The organism is Pseudomonas fluorescens (assembly GCF_040448305.1).
GTDB lineage: Bacteria > Pseudomonadota > Gammaproteobacteria > Pseudomonadales > Pseudomonadaceae > Aquipseudomonas > Aquipseudomonas fluorescens_BH.
Genome location: NZ_CP148752.1, coordinates 967745 through 982282 on the forward strand (window position 1 = coordinate 967745; position 14538 = coordinate 982282).

Sequence of the window (14538 nt, forward strand, 5' to 3'; positions counted from 1 at the left end):
TTCAACAAGCGTTCGGGAGGGGGCTAGGGTGGCGCCAGAATTATAAAAAAGGCGCACCACAATGACTGCAATGACGCACTGTCTGGACCACCCTGGCTTCCTGCCCCGACTGTCGTCCCATCATCTGTTCCGCGAGCGGCTGATTGACCCCATGCTGGTCTCGACCGCGCGGGTGAAGTTGCTTTGCGCACCGGCCGGTAGTGGCAAGAGCGCATTGCTCACCGAATGCCTGCTGCGGGCGCCGGAGCACGCTCGGGTCTGTTGGCTGCCGCTGGCGGGGGAGTCGCTGAGTGCAGCCGATTTTTTGTTGAGCCTGACGCAAGCGCTGGGTCTGCCCTCGACGGATGAGCCCGGGCTGCTGGCACATCTGGCCCGATTACAGGCGCCGACCTGGCTGTTTATCGATGATTACTGCCGAGCACCCAATCCGGAACTCGACCGGATGCTCGATCGCCTGTTGGCCGTCGCCAGCCCGGCGCTGACCTGGTGGCTGAGTTCCCGTCGACGACCACCCTGCAACTGGCCACGGCTGCTGCTCGATGATGAGTTGTACGAGTGCGAAGGCCGGGCGCTGGCGTTTACCGAGGACGAGGTCGGGCAATTGCTCGGTCATATCGAGCCGACCCTGGCGGCACAAGCCGCCAAAAGGGTCGTTGAGCGCAGCGCAGGATGGTGCGCTGGCGTGCGGATCGCATTGCTCAATGGTTGTCCGTGGTCGGGTGAGCAGGGGCGTTCGGCAACATTGCTCGATTATCTGCAACACGAGTTGTTCAACACCTTGCCCCCGGAGTTGGTTGAGGTCTGGCAGGTGTTGGTTCATCTGCCACGCTTCAACGCCAGCTTGTGCGAGCATCTTTTCGGTACGGGTGAGGGCGCGCAGTGGCTGCACGCGTTGCAGGAAATGGGCTGCTTCATTGAACCCTGGGAAGACTCCGTCGAGTGGTTGCGGATCTTCGAGCCACTGGCCCGGGAGATGCGTGAAGAGCCGACCCCGGCCGGGCGATCCTGGCATCGCCGCGCGTGCCAATGGTTCAGCGCCGAAGAAGACTGGCAGGGCGCCTTCGAGCAGGCTCTGTTGGCGCAGGAGTTCGAAGTTGCAGTCAGCCTGTTGCAGCATTTCAGTTTTGAGCATCTGTTCAAGCGTCAGAACGTCAGCTGGTTACTCAAGCTGCACGAGCAGCTGGGTGAACAGTTGACCCTGGGCACTCCGCAAAGGGTGGGGTTGATTACCGCAGCGTTGCTGTTTGCCGGGCGTTTCGAGCAGGCGGCTGCCTGCATTGGGCAGCTGTCGCGATTTGCCCCACAACCGACGGCATCCTTGCAACGGCAACTGCTGGCGCGTTGGCAGGCGCAACAGGGTTGGTTGTTGCATTTGCAGGGACGCCTGCCGGCGGCACGGGCGCATTTTATCGAGGCGCTGGACGATCTGGCGGCCGAGGCGTGGTCCGCGCGGTTGTTGTGTCTGTCCGGGTTGACCCAGCAAGCGCTACTCAACGCCGACCTCGATGCCGCCCAGGCCTTCAATCGTGACGCACTGTGCCTGGCGCGGGCACAAGGCTCGTTGTTGTTTGAAGGCTTGCTCGAACTCGATCATGCGCAGCTGCTGGAGCAGCGTGGTGCACCGCGGCGAGCAAGCCATTTGCTGGCCGACATCCATGAAATGCTCGGACGGCAGGCTGATCGACCGACGCCGCTGCTGGGACGAATCGCACTGCGGCGTGGGCGGTTGGCCTTGTGCCAGGGTCAGGATGAATTGGCCGGTGAATGTTTCCAGGCAGGTCTCGATGACTGCCTGCACAGTCAGGACAAGCACGTGTTGTACGGGTTTCTCGGACAGGCGCAACTGGCGGCCAATCAACGCGACTACGCTCATGCGTTTGATCGTCTGCGCGAGGCCGAACGGCTGATGCAGCAACGGCAGATCCCCGATACGGTGTATCGCGGCGTGCTGCTGCAAATCAGCAGTCATTTCTGGCTGCAACAAGGGCGCCCGGAGTTGGCCCGGGAAGCGCTGACCCGGGTCTTGCGTCATTACCGTGGGGCCCACGCGCGCCAGGCACCGCCAGCCACTCTGCAGCTGATTGCGCGTATCGAATACCAGTTGGTGCTGGCCGAGACTCATTTGCAACTGGCGCAACGTCCATTGGATCGGCTCAAGGCGTTACTCGAGCACGCGCAACAACACGCCATGCAGGCGCTGGAAACGGAGTTGCAACTGGCGATCTGCGAAGTGGCGGACCTGACGGGCGAGCCGGACATGGCTCACTCGGCACTGGAGGCCGGTCTGGCGCTGGTGAAGCGTTGTCAGGGGCAACAGGCATTGCGTGATTTGAACTTGCGCCAGCCGAATCTGATCTGTCGTTTACAAGGCGAGGAGACGGTGACCACGCTGGTCGTGGATGCCAGCCTGCTGAGTTGTCGGGAGCTGGAAGTGCTCGGCTTGATTGCCCAGGGTAATTCCAATCAGCAAATTGCCGAGCAGCTGTTCATTTCGTTGCATACGGTTAAAACCCATGCCCGGCGCATTCACAGCAAGTTGGGTGTGGAACGGCGTACACAAGCAGTTGCCATGGCGAAGAAGTTGGGGTTGATAATGCAGAGTTGGTAGTTGTTGGTTTTTCGTTTGGAAATGAATTAAAACATACTGTCGCGTGCATAAATAACTGTGTCGATTAGTATGCTTATCGGCGCTGACAAATAAGCAATTAGTTGTATTGTCAGTATAATGGTCGACAGGTCGAGCAGGATGCTCGGCTATTTAACGTGACAGGAAGTCTGTATGAGTGAGAGTTTTTTTTCTAACAGTAAGATTGTGCTATTGAAGCGTATTCGTGCGGATTTCGCCGTCAAGGTGCTGTTGGCTGAACGCCTGGGGAAACTCGGGGTCAATCCGTTCAAGACCTATCTGAATACGCGGGTTGATATTGTTGGCACTGACGTCAGCGAGTCCAGGACGTTATTCGATGAGACGCTGGAGTGGGTTGAGAAAGAGACACTGCCTAATTATGTCCAGGCTATCAATGGAATCTTCAATCGGCGGTATTCTTTCGAACCGGAGCATCAGCTTAATGGGCTGGACCTGCTAGAGTTTGAAAGAATAGTAATGGATATCGTCCGTTGGTTGACCGATGCGCCCTCAATCAACCTTTCAAAGCGCTCGATCAAGGTTTCTGGTATCGAGCAGGTCCACACAGCGTTAAAGTATCAGATCCCGGAAATCAATATTGATAACGTGTACTTGACCAGTTTTGTGATGGAAGCGGACGGGCGAAAGATATTTCAGTCCCGAAGTCTGGCTGAAGATGTCTTTGCTTATTTTCAGCATAATGAAATTCCTTACTATTACGGTGAAGGACAGGGCGTTTATTCGATCGCCTACAGTTCCCGGGAATCTGATTTGCATCCGCAACTCACGATCAAGGATATTAGTGACCTGGTGATCGGAATTGCTCCGGATTTCCTGATCTGATACTCAGGGACTTTCGTAGCCCATTCAATTATGGAGTTTTAAGTCATGGAACAACTGACAAAGGAGCTGGTGCGGGCCAAACTGCACGCAAGGCTCAGTGGTCGCGGTATTGATGTCGATAAGGTATATATAAATGCAGTTGCGTCGGCTGACGATTCGACGGTTATTTACTCTCAATCACTGGTCTCGGCATTTTTTCTCAAGTTGCAGGGTGGTGAAATTCCAAAATTCGCCAGTGAGAATTTGGGGATCTTTTCCGAGCCGTACACGTTTGACCAGAAGTATCGTTTCGATGGTGTGAAGCTTGATGAACTCAATGAAATGGGTGCAGCAATTGCCCGGGATTTACTGAGCTGATTGGTGGTTCTATCAAAGTAGTTGTGCCAACCCCTTGGTTGGCACAGCTGCCGCAATCAGGTTGCGGATGCGGCGGGTTCAAAACCCATGCGCCAACTGACCGAATGACTGGCGGATAACAGACGCTGCGCCGCCGGACCGTTTTCATCGGCATGGAACAACGATGTCGGCCCCACCACCGTCAGCACGGCAACCACTCTGCCCATCGCGTTGAACACCGGTGCCGACAAGGCATCCACCCCTGGCAGCAGCAAACCATGTACATGGTGCAAACCGCGTGCGCGGATTTGTTCGCACTGGGCCGCATAGGCCTGATCGTCTGCCAGCGCGTGGGCTGCCTGGGACTGTAATTCCTGCACGCGCAGATCCTCGGTTTCGCGTTTCGGCAGGTAGGCGCCAAACACCAGTCCCGTCGAAGAACTGAGCAATGGCAACACCGAGCCCAGTTGTGTCACCACCGTCACCGCACGCACCGCCGGTTCGATATGCACCACGGTCGCGCCCTGATTGCCCCACACCGCCAGAAAACAGGTTTCATTCAAGTCATCGCGCAATTCGGCCAGAGGCAGGGCGGCGACTTTCAGCACGTCCATACTGTTGAGTGCCGCCAACCCTACGCGCAAGGCTTCGCGGCCCAGGCCGTAATGGTTGGTGGCGGTGTTCTGTTCGGCGAATCCGCTGGCGATCAAGGCCTGCAAATAGCGGTGAACCTTGCTCGCCGGCATCTGCACGTGTTCGGCCAGGCGCGACAGCGAAGTCGAAGGCGACAACTCGGCCAGAGCCTTGAGGATGTCGGTGCCAACCTCGGCCGAGCGGACTTTCTGTTTACCGTTGTTGTCGCTGGTTTTTTCCATGGTGGCTGGGCTCCCGGGACGAATGGGCGTCTTTATAGCTTGACGGTCAATACCAATCAAATTACGTTATGCGTAATCAAATTACGATAAAAACAACCCGGACGTGCCTCGACCTCTGCAATAGAGCGAGCGGCCACTGTCGACTCCCTGTTCAGGAGGCTCCATGAACCCCGATTCAACGACGCCAGCGCTGGCCTACCTGTCAGGCTTCGGCAACGAATTCAGCAGCGAAGCGTTACCCGACGCACTGCCTGTCGGCCAGAACTCCCCGCAAAAAGCCCCGTACGGCCTCTACACCGAACTGTTCTCCGGCACGGCATTCACCATGGCGCGCAGCGAGGCGCGGCGAACCTGGATGTACCGCATTCAGCCGTCGGCCAATCATCCGGCATTCGTCAAACTGGACCGGCAACTGGCCGGCGGCCCGCTGGGTGACGTGACCCCCAACCGCCTGCGCTGGAATCCGCTGGAAATTCCCGCCGAGCCGACCGATTTCATCGACGGTCTGGTGAGCATGGCCGCCAACTCGGGCGCAGAAAAACCGGCCGGGATCAGCATCTACAACTACCGCGCCAACCGTTCCATGGAGCGCGTGTTCTTCAATGCTGACGGCGAGATGTTGCTGGTGCCTGAACTGGGGCGCCTGCGCATTGCCAGCGAACTGGGCGTGCTTGAACTGGAGCCGCTGGAAATTGCCGTACTGCCTCGCGGCCTTAAATTCCGCATCGAACTGCTCGACCCGCAAGCCCGCGGTTATGTCGCCGAAAACCATGGTGCGCCGCTGCGTCTGCCGGACCTGGGGCCGATTGGCAGCAATGGCCTGGCCAATCCGCGGGACTTCCTGACCCCGGTGGCGGCCTACGAAAACCTGCAACAACCCACCACGCTGGTGCAGAAGTTCCTCGGCCAGTTGTGGGCCTGCGAGCTCAATCATTCGCCGCTCAACGTGGTTGCCTGGCACGGCAACAACGTGCCGTACAAATATGACCTGCGCCGTTTCAACACCATTGGCACCGTCAGTTTCGATCACCCCGATCCGTCGATCTTCACCGTGCTGACCTCGCCGACCAGCGTTCATGGCCTGGCCAACCTCGACTTCGTGATCTTTCCGCCGCGCTGGATGGTGGCCGAGAAAACCTTCCGTCCACCTTGGTTCCATCGCAACCTGATGAACGAATTCATGGGTTTGATCCAGGGCGAATACGACGCCAAGGCCGAAGGCTTTGTGCCCGGCGGTGCTTCGTTGCACAGCTGCATGAGCGCCCACGGTCCCGACGGAGAGACTTGCACCAAAGCGATCAACGCTGACCTCAAACCGGCGAAAATCGACAACACCATGGCGTTCATGTTCGAGACCAGCCAGGTGTTGCGCCCAAGCCGTTTCGCCCTCGATTGCCCGCAACTGCAAAACACTTACGACGCCTGCTGGGCTACGCTGCCCGCCACTTTCGACCCGACCCGGAGATAACCCATGACGCAGACTTCCATCACTCGCAGCTGGGTTGCTTCGGCCAACGGCCACGCGGATTTCCCCCTGCAAAACCTGCCACTGGGCGTGTTCAGCCTCAACGGCTCGGCACCGCGCAGTGGCGTGGCCATTGGCGAGCATATCTTTGATCTGCAAGCGGCCCTTGAGGCCGGATTGTTCGATGGCGCCGCGAAGGCTGCCGTCGAGGCCACCCGTGGCGGTCAGCTGAATGCGTTCTTCGAACTGGGCCGCGAGGCTCGCGTCGCGTTGCGCGAGCGTTTGCTGGAACTGTTCGCCGAGGGCAGCACCCTGCACGGCAAGATCGAAGCCCAGGGCGCAAAACTGCTGCCACTGGCGGCAGATTGCGAGATGCACCTGCCAGCGAAAATCAACGATTACACCGACTTCTACGTCGGCATCGAGCACGCGCAGAACGTTGGCAAGCTGTTCCGTCCCGACAACCCGCTGCTGCCGAACTACAAGTACGTGCCCATCGGCTATCACGGTCGTGCGTCGACGATTCGCCCGTCCGGTACCGATGTGCGCCGCCCGAAAGGCCAGACCTTGCCAGCCGGTCAGAGCGAACCGACATTCGGCCCTTGCGCGCGCCTGGACTATGAACTGGAACTGGGCATCTGGATCGGCCAGGGCAACGACATGGGCGACTCGATTGCCATTGGTGACGCCGCCGATCACATCGCCGGTTTCTGCCTGCTCAACGACTGGTCGGCACGGGACATCCAGGCCTGGGAATACCAGCCGCTGGGGCCGTTCCTGTCGAAAAGCTTCATCACCAGCATCTCCCCGTGGGTGGTCACTGCCGAAGCGCTGGAGCCGTTCCGTCGTGCCCAGCCAGCGCGTCCCCAAGGTGATCCGCAGCCGCTGCCGTACCTGCTCGACAAGCGCGATCAGGCCGGTGGTGCATTCGACATCGAACTGGAAGTGCTGCTGCTCACCGAGGCCATGCGCGAACAGAACCTGCCAGCCCACCGCCTGACCCTGAGCAACACCGGGCACATGTACTGGACCGTGGCGCAAATGGTCGCGCACCACAGCGTCAATGGTTGCCAATTGCAGGCCGGTGACTTGTTCGGCTCGGGCACGTTGTCGGGGCCGGAGAACGGTCAGTTTGGCAGCCTGCTGGAAATTACCGAGGGCGGTAAAAAGCCGATCGAACTGGCTTCGGGCGAGGTGCGTAAATTCCTTGAGGACGGTGACGAAATCATCCTTCGCGGCCGTTGCCGCCACGACGGTTTCGCTTCCATCGGTTTCGGCGAATGCCGCGGCAAAGTGCTGCCGGCGCGCTAACAGGAGCGGGGCATGGAACTCTATACCTACTACCGTTCGACGTCTTCGTACCGGGTGCGTATCGCGTTGGCGCTCAAGGGCCTGGATTATCAATCCTTGCCGGTCAACCTGATCGCACCGCAGGGTGGTGAGCATCGACAGCCGCCTTATCTGGGCATCAACCCGCAGGGCCGCGTGCCGGCCTTGCGCACCGATGAAGGCGAATTGCTGATCCAGTCTCCCGCGATCATCGAGTACCTGGAGGAACGTTATCCACAGGTGCCACTGCTGTCCGGGGACCTGGCTGCCCGCGCTCACGAGCGCGGCGTGGCGGCTGTGATTGGCTGCGATGTGCACCCGCTGCACAACGTCAGCGTGCTCAATCGGCTGCGCCAGTCGGGCCATGATGAAACACAGGTGGTGGAGTGGATCGGCCACTGGATCGGCCAGGGCCTGGCCACGGTGGAGCAGTTGATCGGTGATGACGGTTACTGCTTCGGCCCAGAGCCTGGGCTGGCGGACGTCTACCTGATCCCGCAGCTGTACGCGGCCGAGCGTTTCAATGTTTCTCTTGAGGCTTATCCGCGAATCCGGCGAGTGGCGGCACTGGCGGCGACGCACCCGGCGTTCATCAAGGCGCATCCGGCGAATCAGCCAGACACGCCTTGAAGCCTCACACCGTTCCAATGTGGGAGCGAGCCTGCTCGCGATAGCGGTATGTCAGTCACATTGATTTGACTGACACTCCCTCTTCGCGAGCAGGCTCGCTCCCACAATGATTTTTGATCAGTGAACGATGGAATTGGGCGGCAAATGCCCCAGCCGTTCCGTCAGGCGAATTCGCTGGATCGGGTCGTCGCTGAGCAGCAGCGCATGCTCCAGGTCAAAACGCTCGGCGTTCGGGCAGTCCAGCCGTTGGTACAGGCTGGCCCGGGCCAGATAGTCGGCGGCAGTGGCATTGCCCAGTTCCAGGACGCGCTCGGCGTCGATCAGGGCATTGATGACATCGTCGTGGGACAGGTACAACTGGCGCAGGTTGCGCGACAGCCGTTGCAGCATCTGCAGCGGCTCGGCGGTTACCAGGTGCTCGGCGCTGAGCTTCATGTTCGGGCCAAACTGGCGGTGCAGCAGTTCCCGACAATCGTTCGGGTAAAGGCGACGGCCGCCGCAGGGGTCGAGCAAATGATCGGCGCCCGGCACCCGCAGCAGGAAATGCCCGGGGAAGTTGACCCCGACCATGGGAATCTCCAGGCCCCTGGCCAACTCCAGCGCAATCAGCCCCAGCGTCAAGGGTTGCCCTCGTCGGCGCTCCAGAACCTTATCAAGCAGTGCCACTTGCGGGCGCAAGGGTGTGAAGTCGTCCTGGGCATAGCCAAGGTCGTTCATGCGGCGCAGCAGCGGCTGGGCCAGTTCACTGACCGGCAGCATCGGCAAGCCGCCGCTGACCCGTTGTTGCAACACCTGGAAATCGGCCAACAGCGCTTGCGGCTCCACCTCGCTGTCGTGCTCGGCTGCAATCCACAGTGCCGCCTCGAACAGCGCGGGCGGTGAACGTTGCAGGCAGGCGAAGAACGATTGGCGCGGGGTCATCAAAATCTCCGGGCAATGCCTCGTTTTAGCCCCCTCTCCGGCATTCGTCCAGTGCCGCACAAGGGCGATCACAGGTTATTTCCGAAAGCCTGCATTGGGGCCGTTCTTATTCCGGTGCGCTTCTGCAATTTTTGGGCGCAAGCCTATACTGGCGACTACAAGAAGTGATTCGGGAGCCTTACGATGTTCGCTCTCATGCAAAGCACTCGCCTTGAATCGCTGCATCTGAGCGTTGACTCGGTCACCGGGTTGAAGGCGGTCATTGCCATTCATAACAGCCGGCTGGGGCCTGCCCTGGGTGGTTGTCGTTACCTTGCCTACCCCAATGACGAATCGGCGGTCGAGGATGCTGTGCGCCTTGCCCAAGGCATGAGCTACAAGGCAGCGCTGGCCGGCCTGGCCCAGGGCGGCGGCGTGGCGGTGATCGTGCGCCCGGCCCATGTGGAAAACCGTGCGGCGCTGTTCGAAGCCTTTGGACGCTGTATCGAACAGCTCGAAGGCCGCTACATCACCGCCATCGACAGCGGCACTTCAGTGGCGGACATGGATTGCATCGCCCAGCAAACCCAGCACGTCACCAGCACCACCTCGGCGGGCGACCCCGCGCCACACGCGGCGATGGGCGTGTTCACCGGCATCCGCAGCACCGCCATGGCCCGGCTGGGCAGCGACAACCTCGAAGGTCTGCGCGTGGCCATCCAGGGCCTGGGCAATGTCGGGTATGCATTGGCAGAACAGTTGCACGCTGCCGGTGCCGAACTGCTGGTCAGCGACATCGATCACGGCAAGGTGCAACTGGCCATGGAGCAACTGGGGGCGCACCCGATTGCCAATGAAGCGCTGCTCAGCACACCTTGCGATATCCTCGCGCCTTGCGGGCTTGGCGGTGTGCTCAACAGCCATACCGTCTCGCAATTGCGCTGCTCAGCGGTGGCCGGTTCAGCGAACAATCAGCTGACGCATCTGGATGTCGCCGACCAACTGGAACGCCGCGGTATCCTGTATGCGCCGGATTACGTGATCAACGCCGGTGGGCTGATTTACGTGTCGCTCAAGCACCGCGGCGAAGAGCTGTCGACCATCACCGCACACCTGTCGAAAATCAGCTCGCGCCTGACCGAAGTGTTCGCCCACGCCCAGGCGGAAAAACGCTCCCCTGCACGGGTGGCCGACGAGTTGGCGGAGAAGGTGTTGTACCGCTGAATAGGGCATGCGTTATCCACAGGCATGAAAAAGGCCCTGGGTCATTCGACTCAGGGCCTGTTCAATTCGGGCTTTGCTTACTTGGCGGCTTTGGGGGCCTTGGCAGGCTTGGCCGGGGTGACCGGCTCAGCGGGCTCAACGACCTCGACCGCTGCAACAGGTTGTGCGACTTCAACCGGTGCGCTGAGCAATTCGGACAGGGCGTCCGGCTGGCTCTTGAACGCCTTGGCGAACACGTCGCGATTTTTCGCCATATAAATCCCGGCTTCTTCCACTTGCTGCTCGGTCAGGGACGGAACGGCTTTTTGCAACACTTCAGCCAGCAATTCGGCCAGTTCGAGCATTTTGTCATGACGGTCAGCTTCGGCTTTATCCATGAACAAGCGCTCCAGATCTCGGCTGCTGCGGTATACCACTTCGACGGCCATTCACCACCTCACATGCCTTCACATTGGTTGTCGATTTCGACTACTGTATCTATATACAGCGAAAGGATAAGCGAAACCCTGTCTTTTGGATAGTGGCTTTTCAATGTAGACCGGTTTCGGCATTTGTCAGGCGAGGTGCTGCACGGGTGCGACCAAACGCCACGGCGCGTGATCCAGAGAGGCTCGCCATCATGGGCTGGCCTTTTTTCTGCATGCAGAAAAACCGTCACGTCCAACCCGCATCATCCGGTCGAATCGACCTAAGGAAGCAGCATCGTGAAAATCAACTGGGCCGAAAAACTGCGGCAGAACGTGCATGAACTGGCCGAGTCCCTGGGCAATCTGTTCGTTGAAACCTTTCACTACCTGGCGCTGTTCGCCATTGGTGCGGTGACCGCGTGGGCGGCGGTGATGGAATTTCTCGGGATGATCGAAGAGGGGCACATCAAGATCGATGACATCTTGCTGCTGTTCATCTACCTGGAACTGGGGGCGATGGTCGGGATTTATTTCAAGACCAACCACATGCCCGTGCGCTTCCTGATCTACGTGGCGATCACCGCGCTGACGCGGTTGCTGATTTCCAACGTTTCGCACCACAACCCGCCGGACCTGGGGATCATCTACCTGTGCGGCGGGATTCTGCTGTTGGCGTTTGCGATTCTGGTGGTGCGTTACGCGTCGTCGCAATTTCCTTCGGTGAAGATCGAGAACCCACACCGCAAGTCAGGTGCGGGCTCCAGTGAACATCCGGAAGTAGAAAAGGGCGAGCTTTAAAGCCCCATGGCGGGTCGGGGACGGCCATTGGCTGGTGGCGGCAGGCTGTGCGTGCCGCCATCGGTCATGGATTCGAGGATGGCCACGGCACTGTGGCCCTGTTCGATGGCAATGCCGAACTGAATGCTTTGCACCAGTCGTTTCAGGCGCTCGGGGTCATTGCGTTGTTCGGCGCTGATCATGCGCTTGGCCACCACGCGGCCACTGTTGGACAGGGTCAGCATGATGCTGCCATCCAGGCCCTGAATGCTCAGGTTGATCTGGTAATCCGCTGCAAAGGCATCGGTAATGAGCTGGAAAGGGTTGTCCATGATGCGTCACCGCCTGATTGAACGTGCAGTTGTTGACCGGCCGTGATCGGGTTGGTTCGCAATGCCTGACCACCGGCCATCTCGCCATCATTGTTCCAGCAGGGAAGTAGCAAGGCTCATGCCGGAAAAATCGTCGGACAAAAAATACGTTCTGTAGGAGCGAGCCTGCTCGCGATGGTCGTGAACGATAACGCGTCAAACCAGATGGTTCGCGGCGCCTGAGGGTTTTTCGCGAGTAAGCTCGCTCCTACAGGGGCCGCGTTTTCTGCACGTTTCAGGGCAATTAACCTCGACGTGCCTCCAAAGCGATCAGCATTCCACCCAGTTCACCGCCAGTCCGCCCCGTGATGTCTCTTTGTACTTGTCGTGCATGTCGGCGCCGGTGTCGCGCATGGTGCGGATCACCCGGTCCAGGGAAATGAAGTGTTTGCCGTCGCCGCGCAGGGCCATTTGCGTGGCGTTGATGGCTTTCACTGCGGCGATAGCGTTGCGCTCGATGCACGGCACTTGCACCAGTCCGCCGACCGGATCACAGGTGAGGCCGAGGTTGTGTTCCAGGCCGATTTCGGCGGCATTTTCCAGCTGCTCCGGGGTGGCGCCAAGCACCTCTGCCAGGCCTGCGGCGGCCATGGCGCAGGCGGAGCCGACTTCACCCTGACAACCGACTTCGGCCCCGGAGATCGAAGCGTTTTTCTTGCACAGGATGCCGACGGCAGCTGCGCCCAGGAAAAACGCGACCACGTCGTCGTCAGACGCATCGGCATTGAATTTCATGTAGTAGTGCAGCACCGCCGGAATGATCCCCGCCGCGCCGTTGGTCGGTGCCGTGACCATGCGCCCGCCGGCGGCGTTTTCTTCGTTCACGGCAAGGGCGTACAGGTTGACCCATTCCATTGCCGACAAGGTGGACGTAATGACATTCGGCTTGCCGATTTCCTGCAGGCTGCGATGCAGTTTCGCCGCTCGACGCGGCACATTCAGACCGCCGGGCAAGATGCCTTCGTGGCGCAAGCCCTGTTCGACGCATTCGCGCATCACCGACCAGATATGCAACAGGCCCTGGCGAATGTCTGCGTCACTGCGCCAGGCCCGTTCGTTGGCCATCATCAGTTCGCTCACCCGCAGCCCGTGTTCGTTGCAGAGCTTGAGCAGTTCGGCTGCGCTGGAGAAGTCGTAAGGCAGCACCACATCGCCAGCTGGTGCGATCCCGGATTCGGCTTCGGCCGCTTCGATGATGAAACCACCGCCCACCGAGTAGTAGGTCTGCTCGAACAGTTCGCCGGTTTCACCGAAGGCTGTCAGGGACATGGCGTTGGGGTGGTAGGGCAGGCTCTCGTTTAGCAGCAGGAGATCGCGTTGCCAGTCGAAGGCAATTTCCGTTATGCCTGCCAGACACAGTTTGCCGGTTTCGCGCAGGGTGTGAATGCGGCTGTCGATGGTGGTTGGATCGATGCGGTCGGGCCATTCGCCCATCAGGCCCATGACGCAGGCGCGGTCCGTTGCGTGGCCGACGCCGGTCGCCGAAAGAGAGCCGTAAAGGCGGACTTCCACGCGTCGCACTTCAGCCAGAAAACCGTGATCGACCAGTGCTTGGGCAAAGGTTGCGGCAGCGCGCATCGGACCGACGGTATGAGAACTGGAAGGACCGATGCCGACTTTGAATAGATCGAAAACACTGATAGCCATGCTAAAGCCTGTACATGCAATGGAAGGGAAATCGCTGCCATTTCTGTAGGACAAGCGCAATTTGGGCGATACTGCCTGTCACGGTCCTGCGTGACCAACGAAAATTCCTAAGACATCCTTTAGCAGGACTAAACGATGAGCCGTCAATTACACGCCCAGACGTATGTCTGGCTGAACGTGTTTGCCTGTGCCGCGCGGCACCTGTCGTTCACCCGATGCGCCGAAGAACTGCACATCACACCGGGGGCGGTCAGCCAGCAGATCCGCCAGCTGGAAGAACGCCTGGGCTTTCGCCTGTTTCATCGCCGCGCCCGCGGGGTGGAGCTGAGCGCTGAGGGCCAGCGCCTGGCCATTACCGTCAACGAGGCCTTTGGCAGCATCGACGCGGAATTGCGACGACTGGATGCGGGCATGATCAGCGGGATTCTGCGAGTGCGTTCGATTCCGTCGTTCCTGAGCAAATGGCTGACGCCGCGCCTGCCGCGTTTGCAGCAGCGCTTTCCGGACATCCAGTTGCGCCTGGTGGCCGAGGACAGCAGCGTGCCGTTGCATGAAGGTGACTTCGACCTGGCGATCGACCTGAACGACGGCAGCTATCCGGGCCTGTTATCCACAGCCTTGCTGGATGAACAGATTTTTCCGGTGTGCGCGCCGAGCCTGTTGCGTGGTCGTCCGCCGCTGCACGGTCCGGCAGACCTGATGCACTTTCCCTTGCTGCACGACATCACCGCCTGGCGCGGCAGCTATGAGTACGCGGAATGGGAGTTTTACCTCAATGCCATCGGCTTCGAGGGCGCGGATGTGCGACGTGGCCATACCTTCAATCGCAATCACTTGACCATCGAAGCGGCCATCGCCGGCATGGGCGTGGCGATTGCGCGTCGTACCTTGCTCAATGATGAGTTGGAGCGTGGTGCTTTGATCGTGCCGTTTGGCCTGGCGGTGCCCAATCACAAGCGCTACATGCTGCTTTACGCACCGGGGGCGTTGAGCCATCCGGGTGTGCGCGCGGTGCACGATTGGTTGGTGGAGGAGGCGGGTGCTTTTCGCAGCCTGCACCCGTTGGGGGAGCGGCAAATGTGAGCAATTATTACGTAAGAGCAGGGCG

At 59.7% G+C, this 14538-nt stretch carries 13 protein-coding genes and 1 pseudogene; 9 read left to right on the forward strand and 5 right to left on the reverse strand.

What is annotated here, in order from left to right; all coding sequences use genetic code 11:
* The first annotated feature begins 61 nt into the window (after positions 1–61).
* From WHX55_RS04320 to WHX55_RS04330, 3 genes are all read left to right on the forward strand, one after another.
* A complete protein-coding gene (locus WHX55_RS04320) occupies positions 62–2608 on the forward strand; it encodes a LuxR C-terminal-related transcriptional regulator (protein WP_150754407.1) in 2547 nt (848 codons plus the stop codon).
* Positions 2609–2779: 171 nt separating this feature from the next.
* The gene (locus WHX55_RS04325; RefSeq protein ID WP_150754408.1) at positions 2780–3469 is read left to right on the forward strand and encodes a hypothetical protein; all 690 of its coding nucleotides are present in this window, start codon (positions 2780–2782) and stop codon (positions 3467–3469) included.
* Between the two features lie 45 nt (positions 3470–3514).
* Positions 3515–3826, forward strand: a complete 312-nt coding sequence (locus WHX55_RS04330; protein ID WP_150754409.1) for a hypothetical protein — start codon at positions 3515–3517, stop codon at positions 3824–3826.
* 56 nt (positions 3827–3882) lie between these two features.
* Here the strand turns inward: WHX55_RS04330 and WHX55_RS04335 are convergent, their stop codons facing one another.
* A complete protein-coding gene (locus WHX55_RS04335) occupies positions 3883–4680 on the reverse strand; it encodes an IclR family transcriptional regulator (RefSeq protein WP_150754410.1) in 798 nt (265 codons plus the stop codon).
* A 163-nt stretch (positions 4681–4843) separates the two neighbouring features.
* On the opposite strand from WHX55_RS04335, the gene hmgA reads away from it, so the two are divergent.
* The 3 genes from hmgA to maiA are packed head-to-tail and all read left to right on the forward strand — an operon-like array spanning position 4844 to position 8104.
* Positions 4844–6148, forward strand: coding sequence for a homogentisate 1,2-dioxygenase (gene hmgA, locus WHX55_RS04340; RefSeq protein ID WP_150754411.1), 1305 nt, complete (start codon positions 4844–4846; stop codon positions 6146–6148).
* 3 nt (positions 6149–6151) lie between these two features.
* Positions 6152–7456 (forward strand): fumarylacetoacetase, encoded by a 1305-nt coding sequence (gene fahA, locus WHX55_RS04345; protein ID WP_353742111.1) that lies wholly within the window; start codon positions 6152–6154, stop codon positions 7454–7456.
* Positions 7457–7468: 12 nt separating this feature from the next.
* Positions 7469–8104 (forward strand): maleylacetoacetate isomerase, encoded by a 636-nt coding sequence (gene maiA, locus WHX55_RS04350; RefSeq protein WP_150754413.1) that lies wholly within the window; start codon positions 7469–7471, stop codon positions 8102–8104.
* 117 nt (positions 8105–8221) lie between these two features.
* Here the strand turns inward: maiA and WHX55_RS04355 are convergent, their stop codons facing one another.
* Positions 8222–9025 (reverse strand): transglutaminase family protein, encoded by an 804-nt coding sequence (locus WHX55_RS04355; RefSeq protein ID WP_150727388.1) that lies wholly within the window; start codon positions 9023–9025, stop codon positions 8222–8224.
* 183 nt (positions 9026–9208) lie between these two features.
* Here WHX55_RS04355 and WHX55_RS04360 point away from each other — a divergent pair, with 183 nt between their 5' ends.
* Complete coding sequence (locus WHX55_RS04360; protein WP_150727387.1) at positions 9209–10228, forward strand: Glu/Leu/Phe/Val dehydrogenase dimerization domain-containing protein; 1020 nt, start codon at positions 9209–9211, stop codon at positions 10226–10228.
* Between the two features lie 188 nt (positions 10229–10416).
* Here WHX55_RS04360 and WHX55_RS04365 read toward each other — a convergent pair.
* A pseudogene (locus tag WHX55_RS04365) lies at positions 10417–10656 on the reverse strand (YebG family protein); the annotation flags it as partial.
* A gap of 276 nt (positions 10657–10932) precedes the next feature.
* Here WHX55_RS04365 and WHX55_RS04370 point away from each other — a divergent pair.
* Entirely contained in the window at positions 10933–11433 is a 501-nt protein-coding gene (locus WHX55_RS04370) for a phosphate-starvation-inducible PsiE family protein (RefSeq protein WP_150718070.1), read from the forward strand.
* On the opposite strand, the gene WHX55_RS04375 is transcribed toward WHX55_RS04370, so the two are convergent.
* Together WHX55_RS04375 and WHX55_RS04380 are read right to left on the reverse strand one after the other, a co-directional pair.
* Positions 11430–11744 (reverse strand): DUF3509 domain-containing protein, encoded by a 315-nt coding sequence (locus WHX55_RS04375; protein WP_150754415.1) that lies wholly within the window; start codon positions 11742–11744, stop codon positions 11430–11432. The genes WHX55_RS04370 and WHX55_RS04375 overlap by 4 nt on opposite strands.
* Before the next feature lie 309 nt (positions 11745–12053).
* Positions 12054–13430, reverse strand: coding sequence for an L-serine ammonia-lyase (locus WHX55_RS04380; protein WP_353742112.1), 1377 nt, complete (start codon positions 13428–13430; stop codon positions 12054–12056).
* A 135-nt stretch (positions 13431–13565) separates the two neighbouring features.
* Here WHX55_RS04380 and WHX55_RS04385 point away from each other — a divergent pair, with 135 nt between their 5' ends.
* Positions 13566–14513: a LysR substrate-binding domain-containing protein gene (locus tag WHX55_RS04385; RefSeq protein ID WP_008046773.1), complete on the forward strand. Its 948-nt coding sequence runs from the start codon at positions 13566–13568 to the stop codon at positions 14511–14513.
* Positions 14514–14538: the final 25 nt, after the last annotated feature.

Coding starts and splice junctions, on each gene's coding strand:
- fahA (WP_353742111.1), top strand. CDS start 6,152: ATGACGCAGACTTCCATCACTCGCAGCTGGGTTGCTTCGGCCAACGGC.
- WHX55_RS04355 (WP_150727388.1), bottom strand. CDS start 9,025: ATGACCCCGCGCCAATCGTTCTTCGCCTGCCTGCAACGTTCACCGCCC.
- WHX55_RS04375 (WP_150754415.1), bottom strand. CDS start 11,744: ATGGACAACCCTTTCCAGCTCATTACCGATGCCTTTGCAGCGGATTAC.
- WHX55_RS04385 (WP_008046773.1), top strand. CDS start 13,566: ATGAGCCGTCAATTACACGCCCAGACGTATGTCTGGCTGAACGTGTTT.
- maiA (WP_150754413.1), top strand. CDS start 7,469: ATGGAACTCTATACCTACTACCGTTCGACGTCTTCGTACCGGGTGCGT.
- WHX55_RS04380 (WP_353742112.1), bottom strand. CDS start 13,430: ATGGCTATCAGTGTTTTCGATCTATTCAAAGTCGGCATCGGTCCTTCC.
- hmgA (WP_150754411.1), top strand. CDS start 4,844: ATGAACCCCGATTCAACGACGCCAGCGCTGGCCTACCTGTCAGGCTTC.
- WHX55_RS04360 (WP_150727387.1), top strand. CDS start 9,209: ATGTTCGCTCTCATGCAAAGCACTCGCCTTGAATCGCTGCATCTGAGC.
- WHX55_RS04320 (WP_150754407.1), top strand. CDS start 62: ATGACTGCAATGACGCACTGTCTGGACCACCCTGGCTTCCTGCCCCGA.
- WHX55_RS04335 (WP_150754410.1), bottom strand. CDS start 4,680: ATGGAAAAAACCAGCGACAACAACGGTAAACAGAAAGTCCGCTCGGCC.
- WHX55_RS04330 (WP_150754409.1), top strand. CDS start 3,515: ATGGAACAACTGACAAAGGAGCTGGTGCGGGCCAAACTGCACGCAAGG.
- WHX55_RS04325 (WP_150754408.1), top strand. CDS start 2,780: ATGAGTGAGAGTTTTTTTTCTAACAGTAAGATTGTGCTATTGAAGCGT.